Source organism: Haloarcula limicola (genome assembly GCF_010119205.1).
Lineage (GTDB): Archaea > Halobacteriota > Halobacteria > Halobacteriales > Haloarculaceae > Haloarcula > Haloarcula limicola.
This window is the reverse complement of sequence record NZ_WRXM01000002.1, coordinates 1,056,055-1,079,856: the sequence shown is the minus strand read 5'-3', so window position 1 is coordinate 1,079,856 and position 23,802 is coordinate 1,056,055. Positions and strand designations below refer to the sequence as shown.

Annotated in this window: 23 protein-coding genes and 1 tRNA gene; 13 read left to right on the top strand and 11 right to left on the bottom strand. The window is 67.8% G+C overall.

All coding sequences use genetic code 11. The annotated features are described in order from the left end of the window. Positions 1-20: 20 nt before the first annotated feature. From leuS to GO488_RS14865, 3 genes are all read right to left on the bottom strand, one after another. On the bottom strand, positions 21-2,699 hold the full coding sequence (leuS, locus tag GO488_RS14875) for a leucine--tRNA ligase (protein WP_162318600.1): 2,679 nt from the start codon (positions 2,697-2,699) through the stop codon (positions 21-23). A gap of 42 nt (positions 2,700-2,741) precedes the next feature. Then, positions 2,742-3,260, bottom strand: coding sequence for a DUF4188 domain-containing protein (locus GO488_RS14870; RefSeq protein ID WP_241692948.1), 519 nt, complete (start codon positions 3,258-3,260; stop codon positions 2,742-2,744). Positions 3,261-3,343: 83 nt separating this feature from the next. Beyond that, a complete protein-coding gene (locus GO488_RS14865) occupies positions 3,344-4,132 on the bottom strand; it encodes an SDR family NAD(P)-dependent oxidoreductase (RefSeq protein WP_162318599.1) in 789 nt (262 codons plus the stop codon). Positions 4,133-4,237: 105 nt separating this feature from the next. On the opposite strand from GO488_RS14865, the gene GO488_RS14860 reads away from it, so the two are divergent. Further along, the gene (locus GO488_RS14860) at positions 4,238-4,450 is read left to right on the top strand and encodes a DUF7535 family protein (protein WP_162318598.1); all 213 of its coding nucleotides are present in this window, start codon (positions 4,238-4,240) and stop codon (positions 4,448-4,450) included. Here the strand turns inward: GO488_RS14860 and GO488_RS14855 are convergent. Continuing rightward, positions 4,447-5,442: an ornithine cyclodeaminase family protein gene (locus GO488_RS14855; protein WP_162318597.1), complete on the bottom strand. Its 996-nt coding sequence runs from the start codon at positions 5,440-5,442 to the stop codon at positions 4,447-4,449. The two genes, GO488_RS14860 and GO488_RS14855, sit on opposite strands and share 4 nt — an antisense overlap. A 101-nt stretch (positions 5,443-5,543) precedes the next feature. Here GO488_RS14855 and GO488_RS14850 point away from each other — a divergent pair, with 101 nt between their 5' ends. Then, the gene (locus GO488_RS14850) at positions 5,544-6,377 is read left to right on the top strand and encodes a hypothetical protein (protein WP_162318596.1); all 834 of its coding nucleotides are present in this window, start codon (positions 5,544-5,546) and stop codon (positions 6,375-6,377) included. A gap of 41 nt (positions 6,378-6,418) precedes the next feature. On the opposite strand, the gene GO488_RS14845 is transcribed toward GO488_RS14850, so the two are convergent. The 4 genes from GO488_RS14845 to GO488_RS14830 all read right to left on the bottom strand — a co-directional run bounded on the left by GO488_RS14845 (position 6,419) and on the right by GO488_RS14830 (position 11,304). Continuing rightward, on the bottom strand, positions 6,419-7,882 hold the full coding sequence (locus GO488_RS14845; protein WP_162318595.1) for a sensor histidine kinase: 1,464 nt from the start codon (positions 7,880-7,882) through the stop codon (positions 6,419-6,421). Between the two features lie 266 nt (positions 7,883-8,148). After that, positions 8,149-9,813 carry a thermosome subunit beta gene (gene thsB / locus GO488_RS14840; protein ID WP_162318660.1) on the bottom strand — a complete coding sequence of 555 codons (1,665 nt, stop codon included), beginning with the start codon at positions 9,811-9,813 and terminating at the stop codon, positions 8,149-8,151. 190 nt (positions 9,814-10,003) lie between these two features. Beyond that, positions 10,004-10,393 carry a DUF7383 domain-containing protein gene (locus GO488_RS14835; RefSeq protein WP_162318594.1) on the bottom strand — a complete coding sequence of 130 codons (390 nt, stop codon included), beginning with the start codon at positions 10,391-10,393 and terminating at the stop codon, positions 10,004-10,006. 77 nt (positions 10,394-10,470) lie between these two features. After that, positions 10,471-11,304 (bottom strand): NAD+ synthase, encoded by an 834-nt coding sequence (locus tag GO488_RS14830; protein WP_162318593.1) that lies wholly within the window; start codon positions 11,302-11,304, stop codon positions 10,471-10,473. Positions 11,305-11,588: 284 nt separating this feature from the next. On the opposite strand from GO488_RS14830, the gene GO488_RS14825 reads away from it, so the two are divergent. From GO488_RS14825 to GO488_RS14775, 11 genes are all read left to right on the top strand, one after another. After that, positions 11,589-11,659, top strand: a tRNA-Gly gene (locus tag GO488_RS14825). Positions 11,660-11,920: 261 nt separating this feature from the next. After that, positions 11,921-12,073 (top strand): hypothetical protein, encoded by a 153-nt coding sequence (locus GO488_RS14820; protein WP_162318592.1) that lies wholly within the window; start codon positions 11,921-11,923, stop codon positions 12,071-12,073. Positions 12,074-12,115: 42 nt separating this feature from the next. Next, the gene (locus tag GO488_RS14815) at positions 12,116-14,518 is read left to right on the top strand and encodes a bacterio-opsin activator domain-containing protein (protein ID WP_162318591.1); all 2,403 of its coding nucleotides are present in this window, start codon (positions 12,116-12,118) and stop codon (positions 14,516-14,518) included. Between the two features lie 216 nt (positions 14,519-14,734). Next, entirely contained in the window at positions 14,735-15,739 is a 1,005-nt protein-coding gene (locus GO488_RS14810; RefSeq protein WP_162318590.1) for an AAA family ATPase, read from the top strand. Positions 15,740-15,828: 89 nt separating this feature from the next. After that, positions 15,829-16,137 carry a 30S ribosomal protein S24e gene (locus GO488_RS14805; protein WP_162318589.1) on the top strand — a complete coding sequence of 103 codons (309 nt, stop codon included), beginning with the start codon at positions 15,829-15,831 and terminating at the stop codon, positions 16,135-16,137. A gap of 1 nt (position 16,138) precedes the next feature. Next, positions 16,139-16,270: a 30S ribosomal protein S27ae gene (locus GO488_RS14800; protein WP_135303338.1), complete on the top strand. Its 132-nt coding sequence runs from the start codon at positions 16,139-16,141 to the stop codon at positions 16,268-16,270. 9 nt (positions 16,271-16,279) lie between these two features. Then, complete coding sequence (locus GO488_RS14795) at positions 16,280-18,016, top strand: bifunctional N(6)-L-threonylcarbamoyladenine synthase/serine/threonine protein kinase (protein ID WP_162318588.1); 1,737 nt, start codon at positions 16,280-16,282, stop codon at positions 18,014-18,016. Between the two features lie 52 nt (positions 18,017-18,068). Then, the gene (locus GO488_RS14790; protein ID WP_162318587.1) at positions 18,069-18,485 is read left to right on the top strand and encodes an EamA family transporter; all 417 of its coding nucleotides are present in this window, start codon (positions 18,069-18,071) and stop codon (positions 18,483-18,485) included. Positions 18,486-18,751: 266 nt separating this feature from the next. Continuing rightward, positions 18,752-19,027 (top strand): DUF5808 domain-containing protein, encoded by a 276-nt coding sequence (locus GO488_RS14785; RefSeq protein WP_162318586.1) that lies wholly within the window; start codon positions 18,752-18,754, stop codon positions 19,025-19,027. A 125-nt stretch (positions 19,028-19,152) separates the two neighbouring features. After that, complete coding sequence (locus tag GO488_RS14780) at positions 19,153-19,803, top strand: non-canonical purine NTP pyrophosphatase (RefSeq protein WP_162318585.1); 651 nt, start codon at positions 19,153-19,155, stop codon at positions 19,801-19,803. A 3-nt stretch (positions 19,804-19,806) separates the two neighbouring features. Further along, on the top strand, positions 19,807-20,583 hold the full coding sequence (locus GO488_RS14775) for an SDR family NAD(P)-dependent oxidoreductase (RefSeq protein ID WP_162318584.1): 777 nt from the start codon (positions 19,807-19,809) through the stop codon (positions 20,581-20,583). 12 nt (positions 20,584-20,595) lie between these two features. Here the strand turns inward: GO488_RS14775 and GO488_RS14770 are convergent, their stop codons facing one another. The 3 genes from GO488_RS14770 to GO488_RS14760 form a co-directional block, all read right to left on the bottom strand. Continuing rightward, positions 20,596-21,081 (bottom strand): DUF7384 family protein, encoded by a 486-nt coding sequence (locus GO488_RS14770; protein WP_162318583.1) that lies wholly within the window; start codon positions 21,079-21,081, stop codon positions 20,596-20,598. Positions 21,082-21,373: 292 nt separating this feature from the next. After that, entirely contained in the window at positions 21,374-22,033 is a 660-nt protein-coding gene (locus GO488_RS14765; RefSeq protein ID WP_162318582.1) for a potassium channel family protein, read from the bottom strand. Between the two features lie 51 nt (positions 22,034-22,084). Next, positions 22,085-23,674 carry a DUF7282 domain-containing protein gene (locus GO488_RS14760; RefSeq protein ID WP_162318581.1) on the bottom strand — a complete coding sequence of 530 codons (1,590 nt, stop codon included), beginning with the start codon at positions 23,672-23,674 and terminating at the stop codon, positions 22,085-22,087. Between the last annotated feature and the right edge of the window lie 128 nt (positions 23,675-23,802).

Here is a 23,802-nt window from a genome sequence, read left to right as displayed (position 1 = left end):
GAGAGAGGCAGTTCGCCGGGCTACTCCTCGATGTCGATCGCCGGCCGACCCGGTTCGGCCTTCTTCGCCAGCGAGTCGTCGGCGTCCTCGGCCGAGCGGACGACCACCTCGGCGTCGAACTCGCGTTCGATGAGCCACGTCGCCCGCTTCAGAGCCGCCAGTTCGCCCTCGGGCGAGAGCGTCTCGTCGTACTGGGCGCGGCCCGCGAGGTCCTTGGCGAAGTCGGCGGCGGCCTCGCCGTGGCGCTGGAGGTCCTCGTTCTGCATCACCGCGGGGACGACGTTGTCCGCGTCGCGGGCGATCTCCACGACCCGGTGCTTCCACTCGGGCGCGACGGCGAGCGTGATGGTCGTCGGGTCCTCGATGCCGACGGTGTCGACGATGTCGCGGACGTCCTCGCGGGTGTTCTCGACCAGCCGGCGCTCGACGTCGTAGCCCTCGGGCGCGTCGGCGCTGGGCCAGTCGGCCTCGGCCAAAAGGCCCTCGCGGTCTAAGCGCTCCCACATCTCCTCGCCGACGTGGGGGGCGACCGGCGCGAGCAGTTTCGCCGCGACCCTGACGCCGCGTTCGAGCACCTCGGCGTCGGGCGTGGTCGCGTCCTCGTAGCGACGGAGCAGGGAGACGAGTTCCCGCAGCGCCTGCAGCGCGTGGTTGAAGCGGAACTGCTCGTACTCCTCGGTGGCGCGGGCCGCCGTCGCGTCGATCTCGCGGGAGACGTAGTCGGCGATGTCCGCGCCGTCGGGACCCATCTCGATATCGCCGTCCGCGAACTCCTCGGCCAACCGGTAGACGTTCTGGAGGAAGGAGTGGGCCGACTGGACCTCCTCGGCGCTCCAGGCCAGTTCCTTCTCCGGCTGGGCAGCCTCCATGATGAACAGGCGGGCGGTGTCCGCGCCGTACTCCTCGATGATGCGCTGGGGCGAGACGCCGTTGCCGCGGCTCTTGGACATCTTGTGGCCGTCCTCGCCGAGCACCATCCCCTGGTTCGTCAGGTTCGTGAACGGCTCGCGCGCGTCGGAGAGCATGTCGAGGTCGTTCACGACCTTCGTGAAGAAGCGGGCGTACAGCAGGTGCATCACGGCGTGTTCGATGCCGCCGACGTACTGGTCGACCGGCATCCAGTCGCTGGCCCGGTCGCCGTCGAAGGGGACCTCGTCGAGGTCCGGCGAGGTGTAACGCAGGAAGTACCAGGAGGAGTCGACGAACGTGTCCATCGTGTCCGTCTCGCGGACGGCGTCGCCGCCGCAGTCCGGACAGTCGACCTGTTTCCACTCCTCGGCGGCGTCCAGCGGGTTCCCGGTCGTGTGGACGAACTCCGGCAGTTCCACCGGCAGGTCCTCGTCGGGGACCGGGACGTGACCGCAGTCCTCACAGCGGATCATCGGGATGGGCGTTCCCCAGTAGCGCTGCCGTGAGATGCCCCAGTCCCGGAGGTTGTACTCCGTCCGGTGCTCGCCGTCGAACTCCTCCACGAAGGCGTCGCGGGCCTCCTCGCTGTGGAGGCCGTCGAACTCGCCGCTGTCGACGAGGACGCCGTCCTCGGTGTATGCCTCCGCCTGCACGTCGATCTCGTCGGCGTCCACCTCGGCCTCGGGACCGGGTTCGACGACCTGCTTGATCGGGACGCCGTGGGCCTCCGCGAACTCGTGGTCGCGGTCGTCGTGGGCGGGCACGGCGTAGAGCGCGCCGGTCCCCACGTCGGTCAGCACGTAGTCGGCGACGTAGACCGGAATCTCCTCGCCCGTCGCGGGGTTCTTCGCGTACTCGCCGGTGAAGACGCCAGAGGTCACGTCCAAGTCGTCCTCGTCGGCGGCCTCGGCCATCTCGACGTACTCGGCGACCTCCTCGTTGTCCTCGGCGATCTCCCGGGCGACCGGGTGGCCCGGGGCCAGCGAGAAGTACGTCGCGCCGTAGATGGTGTCGAGCCGCGTCGTGAAGATGTCCACGTCGCCGTAGCCCGGAATCTCGAAGGCGACGCTCGCGCCCTCCTGCTTGCCGATCCAGTTGCGCTGCATCTCGCGGACGTTGTTCGGCCACCCCTCCAGGTCGTCTAAGGCCGAGAGCAGTTCGTCGGCGTAGTCGGTGATGGTGAAGAACCACTGGTCCATCTCGCGGTGCTCGATGGGCGTCTCACAGCGCCAGCACAGCTCCTCGTCTCCCTCGCCCTCGACCTGCTCGTCGGCCAGCACCGTCTCGCAGGAGGGACACCAGTTCAGCTCGGCGGCCTGTCGCTCCACGAGACCCTCCTCGCGGAAGCGCTTGAACAGCCACTGGTTCCACCGGTAGTACTCCGGTTCGCAGGTCGTGATCTCCCGCTCCCAGTCGTAGCCGAACCCCATCTCGGTCAGCTGTTCCTTCATCGAGTCGATACACTGCATCGTCCAGTCCCGCGGATTGGTGTCCCGTTCCTCGGCGGCGTTCTCGGCGGGCAGGCCGAAGGAGTCCCACCCCATCGGGTGCAGGACGTCTTCCCCGCGCATCCGCTCGAAACGGGCGAACGCGTCGGTGATGGTGTAGTTCCGGACGTGGCCCATGTGGAGGCTCCCCGAGGTGTACGGGAACATCGCCAGCACGTACTCGGGGTCCTCGGCGTCGTCGTCGATGCGGAACACGTCGGCGTCGTCCCACGCCGCCTGCCAGCGCGGTTCGACCTCGCCGTGGTCGAACCCGCGCTCGCGTTCCTCGCCAGTCGTGGTCATGATACCGTGATTTCGGGCACCGACGGTGCTATACCTTTCCCTTCACGAGACCCGTCGTCCGTCGTCGCCGTCTTCGGGCGGCGGCGTCCCAGTCCCAGACAAGCCGAGACGACGACGCTGGTCGGACGCGGGGACCATGTCTGCGACCGTCCCCAGCCCGATGGGCGGCACATTCCGGAAGAACGTCTCGTAGTTGCCGTCCTCGATGACGTAGAGTTCCGCCCAGAATCCGACGCCCCCGCCGCTGTCGACCTCGTCGTTGTACCACTGCCAGGCCGGAACGTGGAGGTCCTCCGGGTCCCGCGCGAACCGTCGTAAATCCTCCAGCGAGCGCCAGTATTGGATGGCTGCGCCGGTTCGCAGTCCCATGAACGCCGGCTGATAGCCCAGAAAGCCGCTGTCCGGATCGGATTCCAGTCGCTCGAACATCTTCGCTATCTTCCGCCCGGCGAGGAGCCACTTGTGGACGGCCCGAAGCCTGTTCAGTCGCATCCCGTTGATGTAAATCACGAAATCGCCGTCGATGTCCGCGACCAGCCGCGTATTGATGGGCGGTAACATTACTCAATCTACGCGGTTTCGGGATATATACTGGTCGTCACTCGGCGACAGAGTCGCACTGAGTCGACTTTGCCGAAACAGGGCTACCGCTCGCCCCGCTCTGTGGTCGTCTCGAACTCCGCGACGAACCGCTCGGTCCCCTTCTCCACGATAGAGGGGAACCACCGGGCGAGCGCCAGCCCGAGTGTCACCGTCCAGTCGGCCGTGACGACCGGTCCCGTCGATTCGATTTCGGCCGCCAGTTTCCGCCCCACGCCCGCGGGGTCGCGCAGCAGGGACTCCGGGTAGCCGAGTTCGAGCGCCGACCGCGTTCGGGTGAGCGGCGGATGCATCACCGTACACCGGATGTCCTCGTCTCGTAGTTCCAGTCGAAGCGATCGGGTAAACGCCTCGACGGCCCCCTTCGTCGCGGCGTACCCCGAGAGCCCCGGATGACCGACGAGTCCGACGCCGGAGCTCATATTGTGGATGACCCCCTCGCCCCGTTCCCGCATGTGCGGCAAGACGGCGCGAATCGTCCGCAGGTAGCCGAAGAAGTTCACGTCGAACTCGCGGCGAGTGTCCGCGAGCGTCTGGGCCGCGAACGGGGCGAAGTCGAATACCGCGGCGTTATTGACGAGGATATCTATCCGTCCCCACTCCGCCAGCACCCCCTCTATCGCCGTCTCGACGGCCGCGTCGGCCGTCACGTCGCACTCGGAGAACCGAATTCGGTCGGGACGGGACGCCTGCAACGGTTCGAGGTTCTCCACCTCGATGTCGAGTCCGACGACCCGGTACCCGCGCTCGGACAGCGCGCGAAGCAGGTAGTAGCCGATGCCCTCGTTCGCACCGGTGACCGCGACGACGCGTCCCGCCTCGGAAGTGGACATAGTGCCGACTAGACGGCGCTGAACGGCATCACCCTGTCGGCGACGGGGACGGCCTGAGCCGACGCCGACCGTAGCCTTATGCCGGTTCCTGACCTACCGCCGAGCATGGCAGAAGACGCAGACGAGTCGACCGGCTCCATCCTGCCGGAACCGTTGCGAACCGTCACGCCCCTCTCCCGTCCGCATCCCGACGAGAGCATGAACCTCATCGGCTGGGGGATGTTTCTCGGCCTGTTGATCCTCCTGATGCCGCTGTTGCCGTTCATCGTCATCGTCTGGCTCATCTCGAAGGCGACCGACGCGCTGACGCCCAGTTAGGTCGTCTCCGTCCCGACTAGCGAGAACGGCGTCCCGCCGCCGCCCTCGGTAGCGCGCTCGTAGGTGACGTGCGCGGCCGCCACGTCCTGAATCGCCAGTCCCGTCGAATCGAAGAGCGTGATGCCGTCGTCGGGTTCGCGTCCGGCCAGGTCGCCGGCGACGACGCTCCCGAGTTCGCCGTAGAGGTCGTCCTCGGTGAGCGTCCCCTCGCTCCACGGGACGTTGATCTCGCCGGAGTGGGTACACTGCTCGTAGTCGTCGATGACGAGTTTCGCGTCCAGTAGCGTCCGGTCGTCGTGTTCGTGCTTGCCGGCGGCGTCGGCCCCGATGGCGTTGACGTGGGTGCGCTCGCCGAGCCACTCCCGCTCGACGATGGGCGATTCGACCGGCGTTATCGTCGAGAGCACGTCGCAGGCGGCGGCGTCCTCGATAGACCCCGGTCGCACGTCGAAGCGGTCGCCGAAGCGCTCGCCGAACGCCCGCTGTTTGGCTTCGTCGCGGTCGGCGACGACCACCTCCTCGATGTCGCGGACGGCGGCGATGGCCTCCAGTTGGGTGTATGCCTGCGTGCCCGCGCCGACGAGGCCGAGCGAGCGAGCGTCCTCGATCGCGAGGTGGTCGGTGGCGACGGCGGCGGCCGCGCCCGTCCGCAGGCGCGTGAGGACGGTGCCGTCCATCACCGCGAGGGGAAACGCCGTCTCGGGGTCCGAGTAGATGAGCGTGCCCAACACAGTCGGGAGGTCGTGATCGGTCGGGTTGTCCGGGTGGACGTTGACCCACTTGACGGCGGCGGCGTCCCACTCGCCCGCGTTCACGTAGGCGGGCATCGACCGGAAGTCGCCGTTGTACTGCGGGAGGTCGATGTAGGACTTCGCGGGCATGATAGTGTCGCCGCGCGCGTCGGCCGCGAACGCCGACTCGACAGCGTCGATGACCGCTCTCAGGTCGGCGTGTTCCGTCACGTCGTCGGAACCGAGCAGCAGCGTCTGCATGGCAGGGAGTGGCACGTCCCGGCACTTATACTTCGGCATAGTTCTCACGAAGGCATCTTTTTTACCCGAGCAGTTATCCGACGAACGGCCCTCTGCGAGGTATGCGAAGGGTAGTCGTCGTCTTGCTCGCCGGCTGCCTCGTTACCGCCGGGTGTACGGCTCTCGTCGGCCCGCGGGATCCGGCCGCTTCGGAGACGCTGACGCCCGCCCCCGTCCCCGAGGAGCCGCCGGCCCGCGTCGCGCCGGGGCTCACTGAAACCGGCGTCACCGATAGCGACGCGCTGGCACAGGCCCACGTCGTCCGGCTGTCGAACGTCTCCTATACACTCTGGTACACCCGCACCGTGCGGACCGGCGACGGGGACGTTCGGCTCCGGCAGACCACGGTGTTCCGGACCGGCGCGAACTACCGCGAGTACGTCGCCCGGCGCACCGTCACGGGGACGAGCGTCCCGGAGACGGAGCTGCGGACCCGATGGACCGACGGCCGAGCGATCGAGCGGACGACGGTGAACGAGACTACGCGACGGGAGGTCGTCGCCGACGGTCGCGGCATCGGCGCGCCGCCGCTCCCGCCGCGCGAGGCGCTGTTCTTCGAGCCCACCTACAACAGCCGTCTCGCTTCGCTGTTCGACGGCGCGAACGTGACCGACGTGAGCCCGGCCCGCGAGGAAGTCCGGCAGACCTACGGCGCGCCGGTGTACCGCGTCAGCGCCGACGGCGCGACCGACCGCTCGCAGTTCCCGGTCGCGCCCGCCGAGCGGGTCGGCGACGTCGGCTTCACCGCCGTCGTCGGACCCGAGGGGCTCGTCTACGACTACGGCGTCCAGTACACCGTCGTCCGCAACGGCACGACCCTGCGCGTCACCGAGTCGCTGCGGTACGGCGAGGTCGGGACGACGACGCCCGAGCTCGACGGTCGAACGGAGCGTTGAGCGATCACGCCACCGACGCGGTCGCTCGACCGCCGCCGAGTCTACGCGACCCCGTCCGTCACGTTCTCGAACTCGAAGCGCGCCCCGCCGGACTCGCTCTCAGTCACCGAGCACGTCCAGCCGTACACGTCCGTCAACTGCCGGACGAACGCCAGTCCGAGACCCATCCCGCCCTGATCGCCCGCAGTGGTGTACCCCGACTGGAATATCTCCCGTCGAGTGCTCTCCGAGATGCCGATCCCGTCGTCGGCCACGTAGAACCCGGTCGGGAGTTCGCCGACGGTGAGGGTGACGTCGCTTCCCCCGTGCTCGATGGCGTTTTCGAATAGGTTCCGAAAGAGGTGTCTGGTGTACGTCTCGTCGACCGCCGCCGCGAAGTCGAGTTCCAATTCGAGGGTGGCTCCGGGCGCGTCCACCTCCTCCCACGCCTCCAGTGCGACTGCCGCGAGTTGGACCGGTCCCGAGGAGGGGACCACGTCCCGCTCGCCCGTGATGACCAGCATGACGTCGATGATGTCCTCGATGCGGTCGAAGGCGTCCGCAACGTAGCCGACCGCGTCCGGGTTCGGTTCGGCGGGAAGCTGCGCGCTGTAAATCTGTCCGATGTTGACTGGGTTGCGGAGCTCGTGGGCCAGCATCCCGGCGAAACTGTCGAGGCGCTCGTTCTGCGCTTCGAGTCGGCGCTCGCGCTCGTTGCGCTCGGTCACGTCGCGGACGACGACGACCTTGTCCGGAGCGGCGTCGGCCTGTGAGGGAAGCGGCGCGACGGTCATCTCCGCGTCGATCGTCTCACCGGACGCGGTCGAGATCTGCGACGCGTAGGTCTTCGACTTCCCGTCCCCGGACCCGACCTCGCGTTCGACCGTCCGCCGTATCCCCTCGACGTCCGTCCCCTCGGCGGCGACGAGCGCCGTGTCCGCGCCGACGAGCGTCTCGCGGTCGTAGCCGACCAGCCGCGTGTAGGCGTCGTTGACCAACGTGAACCGGTCCGCCGCGTCGGCGACGAAGATGCCGTCGTTGACCGTCTCGACGATGGTCTTGTACCGTTCGAGTTCCCGGCTGTAGCGCTCTGCCGCGCGCTGTTGTTCCTCGGCGTCCAGCGCGCGGGTCCTCGCCTTCGCGTCCTGATAGCCGACGCCGAGCCCGGCGACGCTGGCGAGCGACGACAGGATGGGGACGCCGGAGAGCGGGTCGTCGAGCGTCCCGAAAAGCGCCGCGAGAAGCAGGATGCCGACCATCACGCCGATGGCGCGGACGCACCACCCCGCGACCACGTCGTACAGCTCCGGACGGACGCGCGTCTGCGGGATGCGATAACTGCTGTAGAGGAGCACCAGCCCGCTGCCGCCGACCAAGAGCGACGCCAGGGAGATGTCGCCGACCGTCCGCCCGCCGGTGAGCAGCGTGGCCGGAAAGCCGACGGCGAGAGCGAGATACAGGCCGCCGAGCACGGAGATGAGCCGGCGTCCCCCGACCCGCGAGAGCAACTGTGAGAGGGGGCGCATCGTTCGTTACGAGTTAACGTGGGGTAATCACCTTTTTGGGCAACAACCGGTCGAAAATCGGAGTTCAGACGGGCGTCGAGACGAAATCCGGGCCGTATCGACCGGCGGGTCGCGAAGAAAACGTCGGTCCGCTCCGAACTGTTCGAAGGAGCGGAGCGATGGCCGCTCGCTCGTTCGGAGAGGCGAGCGTAGCGAGGCTCTCCCTGCTCGCGGGTCGTCCCTCCCCGCTCGCTAGTCGAGGGCCCTCACTTCGTTCGGCCCCTCGCTTACATCATGCCGCCCATACCGCCGCCCATGCCGCCCATGCCGCCGGGCGCACCGCCGGGGCCGCCGGGCCCCTCGTCTCCGTCACCGGAGGTCGAGAGGTCGCCGGCAGCGATGATGTCGTCGATTTTGAGCACGAGGTTCGCGGCCTCGGCGGCCGAGGAGACGGCCTGCGTCTTCGCGTGAGCCGGCTCGACGACGCCGGTTTCGAGCGTGTCCTCGACGTCGCCGGTGAAGACGTTCAGGCCGGCGCTGACCTCGCCGTCCTCGTGGGCTGCGCGCAGGTCGACCAGCGTGTCGATGCTGTCGAGTCCGGCGTTCTCCGCCAGCGTGCGCGGGATGATCTCCAGCGCGTCTGCGAAGGCCTCGACGGCCAGCTGTTCGCGGCCCTCGACGCCGTCGGCGTAGTCGCGCAGGCGGGCGGCGACCTCGACTTCGGGCGCGCCGCCGCCGCCGAGCACCGAGCCGTTGGCGACGGTGGAGGCGACGACGTCCAGCGCGTCGGTGACGCCGCGTTCGAGCTCGTCCACGACGTGGTCGGTCGAGCCGCGGAGCAGCAGCGTGACGCCGTGGGCGTCCTCGCCGGTGCCCTCGACGTAGAACAGGCCCTCGCCCTCGTCGCGGGTGACCGAGCCGTGGCCGAGGTCGTCCTCGCTGGCCGAGTCGAGGTCCGAGACGACGTTCGCCCCGAGGACCTCCTTGAGGAACTCGATGTCGGACTTCTTCGCGCGCTTGACCGCGAGGATGCCCTTCTCCGCGAGGTAGTGCTGGGCCATGTCGTCGATGTTCTTCTGACAGAACAGGACGTTCGCGCCCGTCGCCTCGACCTTGTCGACGAGGTCCTTGAGCTGCTGTTCCTCCTGGTCGAGGAAGTTCTGGAGCTGGCTCGGGTCGTCGACGGAAAGCTGGGCGTCGACCTCCGTCTCCTCGAGTTCGATGGCGGTGTCCATCAGGAGGACGTTCGCGTCCTCGACTTCGGTCGCCATCTCCTCGTGGACGGGGTCCTTGTCGATGACCGCGCCTTCGAGCAGTTCGGAGTTGCCGGCGGAGCTACCGGTCTGGGTCTCGATGTTGAGGTACTCGAGGTCCGCGATGACGGAGCCGTCGTCGGCCTCGACGGTGACGGCGTTGACCGCGTCGACGATGATCTGGGCGAGGAGGTCCTTGTTGAGTTCCGCGCCCTTGCCGGTCATCGACGTCTCGGCGACGCTCTTCAGCAGTTCCTCGTCGCTGGGGTCGACCTCGGTAGCGATGTCGTTTATCTCCTGTTTCGCCTCCTTCGCGGCCATGTCGAACCCTTTGATGATGGCCGTCGGGTGGATGTCCTGGTCGAGGAGATCCTCCGCGTTCTTCAGGAGTTCGCCGGCGATGGCGACGGCGGAGGTGGTGCCGTCACCGGCCTCGTCCTCCTGCGTTTCGGCGACCTCGACGATCATCGAGGCCGTCGGGTTGTCGATGTCCATCTCCGAGAGGATGGTGACGCCGTCGTTCGTGACGGTCACGTCGCCCATCGAGGAGACGAGCATCTTGTCCATCCCCTTCGGGCCGAGTGTCGAGCGTACGGACTCGGCGACCGCGCGAGCGGCCGAGATGTTGTGTTCCTGTGCGGACTTGTCCTTCATCCGCTGGGCGTCCTCGCCGAGAATTATCATCGGCTGGCCCTGCATCTGACGCTGGCTCATAGTCAGGCGAGAGATTGTATGTGGTTCTATATAAAAGTACGGGTTGGAGGCGAGCCGCGGGCACGACTCCACGTCGCCGATAGCGCCAAAAACCCCGACACTGCGACCGGAGTGTCGCGTTTCCGTGACAACAGTTCGCACGGGCGCGTCGAGAGCGTTTCAGCGCTTTAAGTACTCACTCGGTCGGCTCTTTCCAGTGGACGACGGCCGTGCCGATGACGAAGGCGTCGTCGGTGTCCACGTCGCGCCGGAACTGCAGGGCATTCTCGCCGAGGCGAATCTGGTCCGTGCCGATGGTGTCCATCCAGTAGTTCCAGCCCTCGCCCGGCGCGATGTCGAACCCGGATAGGGACTCCCCGTTCAGCCGGATCTCGTGGCCGAACTCGCTCACGTCGTACACCTGCATCTCGACGTAGGGCTCGCTGGGCGTGTCGGTCGGCACGTCGAAGGTCGCTCGATCGGTGCTGTCGCCCGAGAAGTCCGCCCACGGCACGTCGAGCGAGTCCTCCGACGGGCCGAGATGCTGGAGAAACGTACAGCGTGCGTAGTTGGCGCGATGTGACATACCGGCCGTTCGAACGGGGCCGGCATAAAACCGCCCCGCATCGGATGACCGGCGCAGTATCGCGGTGGCAGTCCCGGTCAGTACAGCGGCGTCGGTCCCGGCGGCATCGCGCGCTTGTGCGCGCTGCCCTCGTACATCTCGCGGACTCGCTCGACGGCGCTCTCGGGGACGCCGATGTGGTCGGCGGTGGCGGCCTTCGGCACCCCACCGTCGATATGCAGGGCGAGAACCGAGTCCAGCGTGTCGTAGTCCATCCCCATCTCTTCGGCGTCGGTCTGTCCGCTCCACATCTCCGCGCTCGGCGTCTTGTCCACGAGGTCGTCGGGGACGCCGACGTGGGTCGCGAGCTGGCGGACCTGCTGTTTGTACAGCGGCGCGATGGGATGGCAGTCGACCGCGCCGTCGCCGTACTTCGTGTAGTAGCCCACCAGCGACTCGCTGCGATTTCCGGTCCCCAGCACGAGCGCGTTCTCGTGGTTCGCCACGAGGTAGTTCAACAGCGCCCGACAGCGCACCCGGAGGTTGCCGACCGCCATCTGGTCGCCGGCGGCCTCGGGGTACGTGTCGAGGACCGCGTCGACGATCGGGTTTATCTCGATGACGTCGTACTCGATGCCCAGCAGTTCCTCGGCGATCCGCTCGGCGTCGCTCATGTTGTCCTCGCGGTTGACCTCGCTCGGCATCACGAGGCCGTGGAGCGCGTCGGCACCCACCGCCTCGGCCGCCAGATAGCTGGTCAGCGTGCTGTCGATGCCGCCCGAGAGGCCGATGACCGCCCGCTCGACCCCCGCGGCGTCGAGTTGCGCCTCGACGAACTCGGTGATGTGCTCGCGGTGCGCCTCGAGTTCCGCCTCCGAGAAGGTCAGGTCGAGCGGACTGTCGGCCCGCACGACGGTGTCGGCTTCGGCCATACAGAGGCGTCGCGCGGACGGGACTAATAGCCACGCCTCGGCGCGACATTTTCCAACGCTCGTCCACCGCCCGACGGAAACGCTACGTTCAAGTGCGACGGCCGTGGAACCTGTGAGTGAACGCGCCGTCGGTCGACGCACGGCGCGAGTGCCGCGCGCCGGTGGTGAGCAGTTCCGCAGGAGCTGCGAACCTCGGGGCGCGAGCGAACGAAGTGAGCGCCGGTGTTGAACGATTCCGAAGGAATCGTGATGCACGGCGCACAAACGAACGAAGTGAGTGCTGTGCGCCGGTGGTCCAGTGGTAGGACATTGGCTTCCCAAGCCAATAGCCCGGGTTCAATTCCCGGCCGGCGCACTCCCTGCGGTCGTTTGCCGCCCGATATTCGCGAACGCGTCGCGTTCGCTCACTCCCGGCAGGCGCATCCCCTGTGGTCGTTTGCCGCCCGACGTTCACCTCGCTGCGCTCGTGAACTCCCGGCCGGCGCATTTTGCCGTGAGCAACCCGTGAACAGCGACCGTACCCTCCCTGAGAAACACGTTCGGACACATTTACCACCTTAAACTCGATTATACGGAGTATTTATGCGTGATAACGACACACACGGTTAGTAGATCCATGTCCGACTGTGATAACTGCGAATCCGAGGCCGTCCACGTCTGGCGACACCGCCGACCCGCGGAGACGATGACCCACCGAACCGACGAGTGGCTCTGTGCGACGTGCCACCCGGAGATGCCGAGCGTCTTGCGGCACGAAAGCGCTCGATAAGCGACCCCGAATATTCTTGTACGGACGGGCTAACGGACAGCCATGAAGAGCGGGGTAGCCGTCCTCGTCTGCGGCGACGACGAGGCCCTCGTGACGGAGACGGCACGAGCGCTGGAGCGGGTGGGGGACGGCTTCGAGACACGCACCGCGGCGAGCGACGCCTCGGCGAGTTCCGTCGGTGCCGTCGACTGCGTCGTCAGCGTGCAGTCCGAGACGCCGGCGCTGGTCGAGACGCTGCGGCGGGACGCCCCTTCGCTGCCGGTAGTCGCGTTCGGCGACTGGGACGCCGACGTCGTCTCCGCGCTGCTCGAAGACGGCGCGACGGAGTACGTACAGCGGGGGAGCGACGAGCAATACGTCGTCCTCGCTCACCGCATCGAGCGCGCGGTCACCGTCGACGGCGACGCGCCGTCCGTCGCCCACGAGGGGTTCGAGCGGTACGCGGAGGTTATCGAGGCGCTCGACGACGGCGTCTACGCCCTCGACGATACGGGGGCGTTCGTCTTCGTCAACGAGGCGATGGCGGAGCTGACCGGCTACGCCGTCGAGGACTTGCTCGGCGAGCACACGAGCGTCATCAAGGACCACGAAGCGGTGACGGTCGCCGAGTCGAAGCTCCGCGACCTGCTCTCGTCGGACGCGCCCGACGATATCGGGACGACGTTCGAACTGCAGCTCCGGCGGGCCGACGGCGAGACCGTCCCCTGCGAGGACCACATGACGGTGCTGTACGGTCCCGACGGCGAGTTCCGCGGGACGGCAGGGGTCATCCGCGACATCACCGAGCGGAAGCGCCGCGAGGAGATGCTCTCGACGCTCCAGGAGACCTCGCGGTCGCTCATGCAGGCCCCCAGCCGCGAACAGGTCGCGGCAATCGTCGCCAACGCGGCCGAGCGCGTCCTGGGGGTCAACCTCGCCGTCGTTCGCCTCTACGACGCCGACGAGCGAGTGTTGCGGCCGGCCGCGACCACGGAAGCGACGACCGACCGCCTCGGCGAGCGACCGGTCTACGACCTGGACGAGGGCCAGGCGGGGCAGGTGTTCGCCTCGGGCGAGGCGGCGATGTACGGCGAGAGCCACCGACTCGACGCCGAGACGACCGCGCAGTCGGGGATCTACTACCCGATCGGCGTCCACGGGACGCTGAGCGTGCTCTCCGAGGAGCCCGACGCTTTCGACGACGTCGACCGGCAGGTGGTCGCGCTGCTGGCGACGAACGCCGCCGCGGCCTGCAACCGCGCCAAGCGCGAACAGGAGGTCAGAGAGACCCGCGAGCGCATCGCGACCATCCTCGAACGCATCAACGGCCTCATCGAGAACACCGTCGAGGTGCTGGTCGAGGCGACCACGAGAGAGGCCGTCGAGGCCGGCGTCTGTGCGGAACTGGCCGCGACCGAGCCCTACACCTTCGCGTGGGTCGGCCGCCCGGCGGTCCGCGGCGACGAACTGGTGGCGAGCGAGTGGGCCGGCGACGCGCCGATAGCGATGGAGGGGCTCTCGGTATCGACGAGCGGCGACGCCCCGGGTGCCCGCGCGCTCGCCGAGCACACGACGGAGGTCGTCGACGACTTCTCCGGCGACGACGAGTGGAGCGAACGCGCCCGAGAGGCCGGCATCGAGTCGATGATGGCGATTCCCCTCTCGTATACGGACTCGACCTACGGCGTGCTGTACGTCTGTTCGGATCAGCCGGACGCCTTCGACGACCGCGAACGGGTGGTGCTCGAAGCGCTGGGCCGCGCGGTCGCCAACGCCATCAACGCCATCGAGAGTGGGAAGATCCTCTCGGCTGACAAGGTGGTCGAACTGGAGTTCACCGTCGACGACCGGGACCTCCTCCTGAGCCGCGTCTCGGCCGCGACCGGCGCGGCGCTCTCCTCGGTCGACGCCGTCACGCAGGACGACGGGTCGCTACGGCTCTACCTCACTACCGAAGGCGGCGACAGCGACGAGATCCTCGCCGAGCTGGCCGACGACGACGCGGTCGTCGAGGCGACCCGCGTGGCCGAACACGAGGGGAGTGCGCTGTTCGACGTCGTCGTCGAAACCTCGCTGCTGGCGACGCTGGTCGACCACGGCGCGGTGCCGAAGGCCGTCGGCGGCGAGAACGGCGTCGCCCGCTACACTATCGAACTCCCCTACGAGGCCGACGCCCGCGAGGTGTTCTCACTGGTCGAGGACAACTACGACGGCACGGACCTCGCGGGATACCACGAACACGAACGGCCCGTCCAGACCCGACAGGAGTTCCGCGCGTCGCTGGCCGATCGGTTCACCGACCGACAGGAGACCGCGCTCCGGACGGCCTTCTTCGGCGGCTTCTTCGAGTGGCCCCGCGAGGTCGACGGCGACGAGCTCGCCGGCGCGATGGACATCTCGCGACCGACCTACCACCAGCATCTCCGGGCCGCCCAGCAGAAGGTGTTCGAGGAGTTGTTCGAGTAGCGAGGTTCCGAACGGAGTGAGGAACCTCGGTGGAACGGGGAGCGTAAGCGACCCGTGGAGCAGCGAGGGCCGCGCTTCGCGCCCCTCGCCCTCGCTGTTGCTCCGCGGTTCGTTTCACTCACCGCGTCGCTTCGAGGGCCGCTCACTCCGTTCGCGCCCCTCGCCCTCGCCAACCGCGGAATACTTGACGACCCCCACCCAACCTACGTCCGACAGATGGACGCGCCGCTGTGGACCGAGACGCACGCGCCGGCCTTAGACGACATCCCCCAGCCGAAGGCACGCGAGCACTTACAGGGGGCAGTCGAGGAGCCGATGAACCTGCTGGTCCACGGGCCGAAGGGGGCGGGGAAGACGGCGGGCGTCCGCGCCTACGCCGAGGAAGTCCACGCCAATCCCGACGCGGACTTCACCGAACTCAACGTCGCCGACGTCTTCGATCTGACGAAGAAGGAGGTGGCGAACGACCCGCGCTTCTCGTCGTTCATCGACAGCAAGCGCCGCCGCGAGTCCTCGAAGGCCGACCTCATCAACCACGTCCTGAAGGAGTCGGCCAGTTACACGCCGATGTCGGGCACGTACAAGACCATCCTGCTGGACAACGCCGAGGGGATGCGCGAGGACTTCCAGCAGGCGCTGCGCCGGGTGATGGAGCAGTACTACGAGGCGACGCAGTTCGTCATCGCCACCCGCCAGCCCTCGGCGCTCATCCCGCCGATCCGCTCGCGGTGTTTCCCGGTCGTGATGCGCGCGCCGACCCACGAGGAGACCGTCTCGGTGCTTCGAAACGTCGTCACCGCCGAGGGAGCAGACCACGACGACGACGGGTTGGAGTACGTCGCCGGCTACGCCGAGGGCGACCTGCGGCGGGCCGTACTGGCCGCGCAGACCACCTACGAGGAGAGCGGCGAGGTGACGATGGACGCCGCCTACGAGACGCTGAACGCCGTCGAGGCCGACGACGCCGTCGAGGGCATGGTCGAGGCCGCCGAGGAGGGCCGGTTCACCGACGCGCGCTCGACGCTCGACGACCTGCTCGTCGACGAGGGGTACGGAGCCGACGACGTGTTGGAGGAACTGCTGTCGGTCGCTCGCTCGCGGTATTCGGGCCGGCGACTGGCCGAGGTCCACCGGCTGGCGGGCGAGACTGACATGGCGCTGACGGATGCCGCGAACGAACGTATCCACCTCTCGCACCTGCTCGCGCGGTTACAGCGCTGACCGGGCGAAAGCGAAGTGACGGCGAAACCGGCAGCTACGGCTTCGAAATCCTTTTAGGCGCTTCGACGGGAATCTATGGGCAACGAACCATGGATATCGACATCATCGAGGAAGAGGAAAACCCCATGTTGCACCGAACGGACGTCCGCTTCGAGGTCGTCCACGACGAAGCGACGCCCTCCCGGCTCTCCGTGCGTGACTCGCTGGCGGCGACGCTGAACAAGGACGCCGAGGAAGTCGTCGTCCACGAACTCGACACCAAGTTCGGGATGCGAAAGACCGTCGGCTACGCGAAGGTCTACGACAGCCCCGAGTACGCTCGCGACGTCGAGCAGGACCACATGCTCGAACGCAACAAGATCGTCGCCGACGGCGAGGAAGAGGCGGAGGAGGCCTGAGATGGCCCGCAACGAGTACTACGAGGACGGCGAACTGGTCAAGGAGAACTGCCCCCGCTGTGGCGATACGGTGCTGGCCGACCACGACGACCGCAAGCACTGCGGCAAGTGCGGCTACACCGAGTGGAAGTAAGGCCGCCGCATGCGCGTTCTCGGCATCGAAGGAACCGCCTGGGCAGCGAGCGCTGCGGTCTTCGAGACCGACGACCCGACCCGGGTCGGCGACGCCGACCACGTCTTCATCGAGAGCGATGCCTACCAGCCCGAGAGCGGCGGCATCCACCCGCGCGAGGCCGCCGAACACATGGGCGAGGCGATTCCCGAGGTGGTCGAGACGGCCATCGAGCACGCTCGCGAGCGGGCGAGTGAGAGCGGTGACGGCGGCGGAGACGGTCAGTCGCCGATCGACGCCGACGGGGAGACCCCGTCGAGCCAATCGCCGTCGCCGATCGACGCCGTCGCCTTCTCCCGCGGCCCGGGTCTCGGCCCGTGTCTGCGCATCGTCGGCACCGCCGCTCGCGCCGTCGCCCAGCGCTTCGACGTGCCGCTCGTCGGTGTCAATCACATGGTCGCCCACCTCGAAGTCGGCCGCCACCAGTCCGGCTTCTCATCGCCGGTCTGTCTGAACGCCTCCGGCGCGAACGCGCACTTACTGGGCTACCGAAACGGCCGCTACCGCGTCCTCGGCGAGACGATGGACACCGGCGTCGGCAACGCCATCGACAAGTTCACCCGCCACGTCGGCTGGCAGCACCCCGGCGGACCGAAGGTCGAGGCCCGCGCCCGCGAGGGCGAGTTCCACCCGCTGCCCTACGTCGTCAAGGGGATGGACTTCTCCTTTTCGGGCATCATGAGCGCGGCGAAGCAGGCTTACGACGACGATGTACCCGTCGAAAACGTCTGTCGCGGCCTCGAAGAGACCGTCTTCGCCATGCTGACCGAGGTGTCCGAGCGCGCGCTGTCGCTGACGGGTGCCGACGAGCTGGTGCTGGGCGGCGGCGTCGGCCAGAACGACCGGCTGAAGCGGATGCTCGGCGAGATGTGCGACCAGCGCGGGGCCGACTTCTACGCCCCCGAAGACCGCTTTCTGCGGGACAACGCGGGCATGATCGCGATGCTCGGCGCGAAGATGTACGCCGCCGGCGACACCCTCGAGATCGCCGAGTCGGGCATCGACTCGAACTTCCGGCCGGACGAGGTGGCGGTGAGCTGGCGAGGGGCGACCGAATCCGTCGACCGTGCCGTCCGAACCGAAACCGAGGTGCAGGGGGCCGAGGCGACGGTCAGTATCGAACCCGATCGGGTCGTCAAAGAGCGCGTGCCGCGGATCTACCGACATCCCGAACTCGACGAGCGGCTCCGCGTCGAGCGCACGCGACAGGAGACGCGGCTCACGAGCGACGCCCGCCGGCACGGCGTCCCCACGCCGCTGGTTCTGGACGTGGACCCCGAGGAAGCCCGCATCGTCTTCCAGCGCGTCGGCGACGCGGACCTGCGCGAGTCCCTGACCGAACCGCACGTCGGCGACGTGGGCCGCCACCTCGCGCGCATCCACGACGCCGGGTTCGTCCACGGCGACCCGACGACGCGGAACGTGCGCGTCGCGTCGACGGACGGGACGCGCGAGCGGCGCGACGGGCCGACGGACGCGGAACGACGGCGCACCCACCTCATCGACTTCGGGCTGGGCTACTACAGCGGCGAGCCGGAGGACCACGCGATGGACCTCCACGTCCTCGCCCAGTCCCTTTCCGGGACCGCCGACGACCCCGAGCGGTTGCTGTCGGCGGCGGAGTCGGCCTACCGCGAGGAGAGCGATCACGCCGACGCGGTCTTCGAGCGCCTCGACGACATCGAGGGTCGCGGCCGCTATCAGTAGTCCGAACGTCCGCAACGCAAACACTCTTGCCGCTCGTCCACCGGTTCCCGATATGCGCTATCTCGCGTGGGCGGTGGTGGCGTTGCTCGCCTACTCGCTGGTCCCGCCGCTGGTGAAGGTGGCGACCGCCGACCTCCCCAGCAACGTCGTCTTGCTCATCTCCAACGGTATCCTCATCACCGCCGTCGTCGTCGTGGTGATCCTCTCGGATGTCTCCGTCACCCCCTACCTCACGCACTCCAAAGCGGTGTACGCCTACGGCGCGGGCATCGCGCTCGCCGTCGGCATCATCGCGTACTACCGCGCGCTGGCGGCCGGCCCAATCAGCGTCGTCGTCCCCGTCTTCGGGATGTTCATCGCCACGAGTTCGGTCATCGGCATCGCCTTCTTGGACGAACCGCTGACCGCGCGCAAGGTCAGCGGCATCGCCCTCGCGATGGTCGCGGTGTATCTGACCGCCGTGGAGTGAGGAGAGCGAGCGGTGCAACAGCGGCGCGGTGGCGGTGGCCGGGAGCGCGCTCCGTCGCGCGAAAACGGGGAAGGGCAGGCTTTCCTCAGAGCATCCGGCGGCAGAGCCGCCGGTTCCCCGGAAGCGCGCCGAAGGCGCGTCTTCCGGCCTTTTTCATCGACGTTTTTCGAGGAAGGTTCCCGCAGCGCCGCTTCGCGGCGCGAGGAAACCCGACGCAGAAAAAGGTCGGGATAAAGGGTTTAACGTCCGGGCGAGTAAGGCTGGACATGGCAGACAAACCGCAGTCTGGGAGCCTGTTCGGAGTCCCGTACAACTTCGAGCGACCGAGTCTCAAGCGGCTCGTTTCCTCGTACTGGCAGCCGGGTGACGGGATGCTCGTCGAGAAGCCCTTCGGGATCGGCTACACGCTGAACCTCGCCAACTGGCGGGCGTGGGTCGTCCTCCTCGTGGCCGGCGTGATGCTCTATCTCGAACGCGGCGGCGACGGCGAGGAGTTCGAGGACGACGAGGCCGACGAACCGGTCGAAGTCGTCGTGGACTGAGACGGACGGCTGTAACCGTTCACCGGGAGTTCGTCGGACGGTCCGACGGCTTCCGAGAACGGCTCACAACCGGCCGTCTGGGGACGTTTCGACGCCTCTTTTGGCACCGCTCGCGGTGTGTCGGTATGCTCAACTTCGTGACGACCAACCCCGGGAAGGTCCGGGAGGCCACCGAGTATCTGAACGACGAGGTGGCGCAGTTCGACTTCGACTACCCCGAGATACAGGCCGACGACCTCGGCGCGGTGGCGGCCAACGGCGCGCGGGCGGCCTACCGCGCGGCCGACGGGCCGGTCATCGTCGACGACGCCGGCCTCTTCGTCGATGCCTTCGACGGCTTTCCGGGACCGTACTCCTCGTACGTCGAGGACACCGTCGGCGTTGAGCGGGTCTGGCGGATGACCGAACCCGAGGACGACCGCGGCGCGGCGTTCAAGACGGTCATCGCCTACTGCGACGGCGAGGCGTTCGCCGCCACTCCCGAACCAGTAGAGAGGGACGAGCGGCGGGGTCAGGACCTCGGCGCGGGCGACCGCGGCGCGGCGACGACCGACGAACAGGTCCGGAGCGGCGACGACGCGCTCCCGGTCAAACTGTTCGAGGGGCGCGTGCCCGGTGAGATCGTCGCCCCGCGCGGCGACGGCGGCTTCGGCTTCGACCCGATCTTCGAGCACGACGGCACCACGTTCGCCGAGATGAGTACCGAAGAGAAGAACGCCGTCTCCCACCGCGGACGGGCGCTTTCGAAGTTCGGTGAGTGGTATGCCGAGCGGTGAATAATGGAGAAGCAAACGGCACTCATAACGGGCGCGTCGGCGGGCATCGGGCGGGCGCTGGCCCGCGAGTTCGCCGCGCACGGCCACGACCTCGCTTTGGTGGCTCGCCGCGAAGACCGCCTCGAATCGCTGGCCGGCGAGCTAGAGCGGGAAGGCGTGACCGCGGAAACCGTGGTGATGGACCTCGACCGGACGTCGGCCGCCGAGGACCTCCACGAGGAGGTCATCGGGCGGGGCCTCGACGTCGACATTCTCGTCAACAACGTCGGCGTCGGCACCTACGGCCCGTTCGCCGACAGCGACCTCGACGCCGAGCGGACGCAGCTGCGCCTGAACGTCGTCCTCCCCGTCGAGCTCACCCGCCTGTTCCTCGACAAGTTCGAGGGCAGCGACGGGACGCCGAAGATACTGAACGTCGGCTCGGTCGCGGGGTTCCAACCGGGACCGAACCTCGCGGGATACTACGCCAGCAAGGCCTACGTCAACAGCTTCACCGAGGCCGTAGCCGAGGAACTGCGCGGGGAGGTCGACGTGACGCTGCTGTGTCCCGGCCCGGTCGAGACGGAGTTCCAGTCCCGAGCGGGGATGGGCGATTCGACGGTCGGATCGGTCACCTCGAACACGCCCGAGGCGGTCGCCGGTGCGGCCTACGAGGGGCTGATGGCCGGCGAGACGGTCGTGATCCCGAGCCGTGCGATGCGGGTCGTGGACCTGATCGGGCGGGTCGCGCCGCGGCGGGTCGTCCGGCGGGTGGCGGCGTGGGTCAACAGCGGACGGTAGCGACGTGACCGGTCACGCTCGCGGGTCCCGGTCGGGGCCGGGGTACTCGCCGCCCTCTACGGCTTCGTACAGCGACCGAGCGTCGAACAGGCGCGCGAAAGCGTCGGGCGGACGGACGCTCACCTGCACGTGCGGTTTGAGCGAGAGCCCGGTCTCGGCGCTCCGGAGGTCATCGTCGTAGGTGAGGAGGTGAGCGGCGTTCCCGCGATACGCCGAGGCCAGCGCCGGGTGGTCGCCGTCGGGGTGTTCGACCGGTTCCCGCTCGCGTTCGATGCGCTCGCGCCACTCCTCGGCGAGAGCGGCGTCGCTCAGCTCTCGAATTACCCATTCGGCGTCGTCGAGGAGCGGGTCGCTTGCGACCAGCGTCACCCACGAGTGGCGTCGGACGTGATCGAGGGCGGCGCGGGCCGGGTTGTCCTCGTCCCCACAGAGCAGGTCCGCCGCGAGAACGTCGGCGTCGGCGACGACGCGGGCCGGCGAGGCGTCGCCGTCACTCATCGTCGGACGTCGCTCGCCGCGTTCGGAGGGAGTCTCGGACTCGCTCGACGCTCGTCTCGTGTGCGCTCGCTCGTTCGAATAAGTCGCCCCAGGTCATGTCTGCTAAGAGGGAGACACGGGGCAAAAAGCCGTCCCGTCCGCCGCCCGTCTGACGGGAGTTTATGGTAGACGGATTCCTCCTCCCGATACGGGCGCGCACCGACGACCACTTCCGCCGGTTACTCCGGCGGTTTCTCCCATCCTCCCATCGCGCGCCCGGACACCGCACCCCTTCGTACGGATTCTCCGATACTCACGCCTCGCCGCGGAGCGACGACCGCACGGCGTCGAGTCCGTCCGGCGCGGCCATGACGGCGACGCTGTCGCCCGCCTCGATCTCGGTCTGTGGCAGCGGGATGGTCATCGGTTCGTGGTGGCGACCGTGCGCGTAGATGTGGGCGTCGCCGGGGAGCTCCACCTCGACGACGCGCTTGCCGACGAACGGCGACCCCTCGGGCACCTCGACGCTGGCGATCGAGAGGCGCTCGGTCAAATCCGCGAGGACGTTGAAGTCCCCGCCCAAGAGCGCCGTCTTCGCGCCGGCGGCCCCGAGCCGCTCGGGGTAGATTATCTCGTCGACGTCGGCGGCGTACTTGTCGTAGATCTCCTCGCGGTAGTCCGCGTCGATGCGCAGGACGGTCCGACAGCCGTGTTCCTTCGCGATCATACAGGCGCTGAAGTTCGTGTTCAGGTCGCCCGTGAGCGCGCCGATGGCGTCGGCATTGCCGATGCCGGCCTCCTGTAACACCGATTCCTCGCTCCCGTCGCCGTGGACGACGGTGAAGCCCTCGTCGCTGGCGCGATCGACCTTCTCGCGTTCCGACTCGACGATGACGAGGTCGTGGCCTTCGCTCTGGAGGATGCGTGCAGTCCGGGTGCCGACGCGCCCGTAGCCGACGATGACGAACTTCATGCGGCGGGGTAGGACACCCAGGGGTATAAATGTGAACGTGTGACAGGGACGTCAGTCGGCGGTCGCGTTGGCCGCGACGGTGACGTTCCCCGCGTCGGTGACCGCGCCCTCGTCGTCAACGTAGGGCGCGTCGGCGCTCCCGCCGCTCGTGACGAAGTCGTACGTCTGGTTGCCGCTGTCTTCGAGGTGCGGCATGGCGATGAGCGTCTGGTTCTCGGTCAGCTCCGTCTGGTCGAACGTCGCGCCCGGTACGTCGAAGAGCTGGATCGTGAGCTCGTCGTACTCACCGGGTTCGAGATATTCGGAGACGCCGACGACGCTGCCGGTGGCGTCACCGTCGAGCAGCCCGCTATCGTGGATCACCACGTAGCCGCCCTCCGAGACGGAGACGTCGGTTACCGTGACCGAGGTCCCGTCGGACGTCTGGTCGTCGAGCGCCACGCTCGCGGTCGGAGCTGCCGCCGTCTCGTTATCGGCGGTCTCGTTATCGGCGGTCTCGTTCGCCGCGGTCTCGTTGTCGGCGGGCGGCGCTTCCGTCTCGTTGTCGGCGGTCTCGTTCGCGCCCGCGACGGTCACGGTCGCGTCGTCGGTCACCGGCTGGCCGTCAGCGGTGAACGGCCCGTCGTCGGTGCCGTTGCTGGCGACGAAGCCGTAGGTCTCATCGCCAGTCGTCTCGTTGTGCGGCATGGCGATGAGCGTCCCGCTCTCGGTCAGTTCCGTCTCGTTGAAGTCGGCTCCCTCGACCTCGTAGAGCGTGACGTTGACGTTCTGGTACGTGCCTTCTTCGAGGTACTCCGAGACGCCGATGACGCTCCCGACGACGTTGCCCTCCAGCAGACTGTCGTCGTGGATGGTGACGTAGCCGTCGCTCGGAAGCACCAGCTGGTCGACGGTGACGGTCGTGCCGTCGGACTCCTGATCGGCGAAGGCGACCGAGGCGTTCGTCGGTCCCGGTTCGGTGACTTCGAGTTCCGCGAGTTCGCCGCCGTCGCGGGTGAACACGCCGTGTTCGTACGTCCCGGGCGCGACGCCTTCGGACGAGAGGTTGAACGTCACGTCCTCGTCGTCGCCGTCGTCGATAGTGATGGCCTCGCTGGCGACGCGGCTGCCGTCGAACCAGAACGAGACGTTCTGCGTGGTCTCGAAGTCGTTGGGGTTCTCCAACTCGACGTCGACCGTGACGAGTTCACCGGCCTCGACCGAGTCCGGCGCGTCGAAGTCCGCGATCTCGAAGGACTCCGAGAGGACGAGCGTGGCGGTCTGGCTGTTGTCACCGGTGTAGACGCCGTGGCGGTACTCGCCGGGGTCTAAGTCCTCGGTGTCGGCCTCGAACCGGACCGTCGTGTTCTCGCCGCCGGCGAGGGTCACGAGCGTCCGGTCGACCACGTCACCGCCGAGTCGGAACTCGACTTCCTGCGTGGTCCGCGCGCTGCCCGGGTTGCTCACCTCGGCGACGACGGTCACGGTCGAGCCGGGTTCGGCGCTGTCCGGGGCCGTGATCGACTCGACGACGAGACCGCTCTGCTGTCCGTCCGGTGCCTCTTGCTGGGCTGTCACGCCGGGGAGCGCCGCTCCCTGTACCGTGACAGCACCGAACATACTCAACGCGAGAAGTACGGCGAGGATTCTGGTGCGTGTCATGAGTAATCTGTCGTCTCCGGAGAGACGACGCGACCGGGAGGAGGGAGTGATGGCCGATAAACGGCTCAGACAGTTCAGAATCGAAGGAGTTCCCAACTGCCGGCTAAGCGAGAATTAGCGGGAGAAAG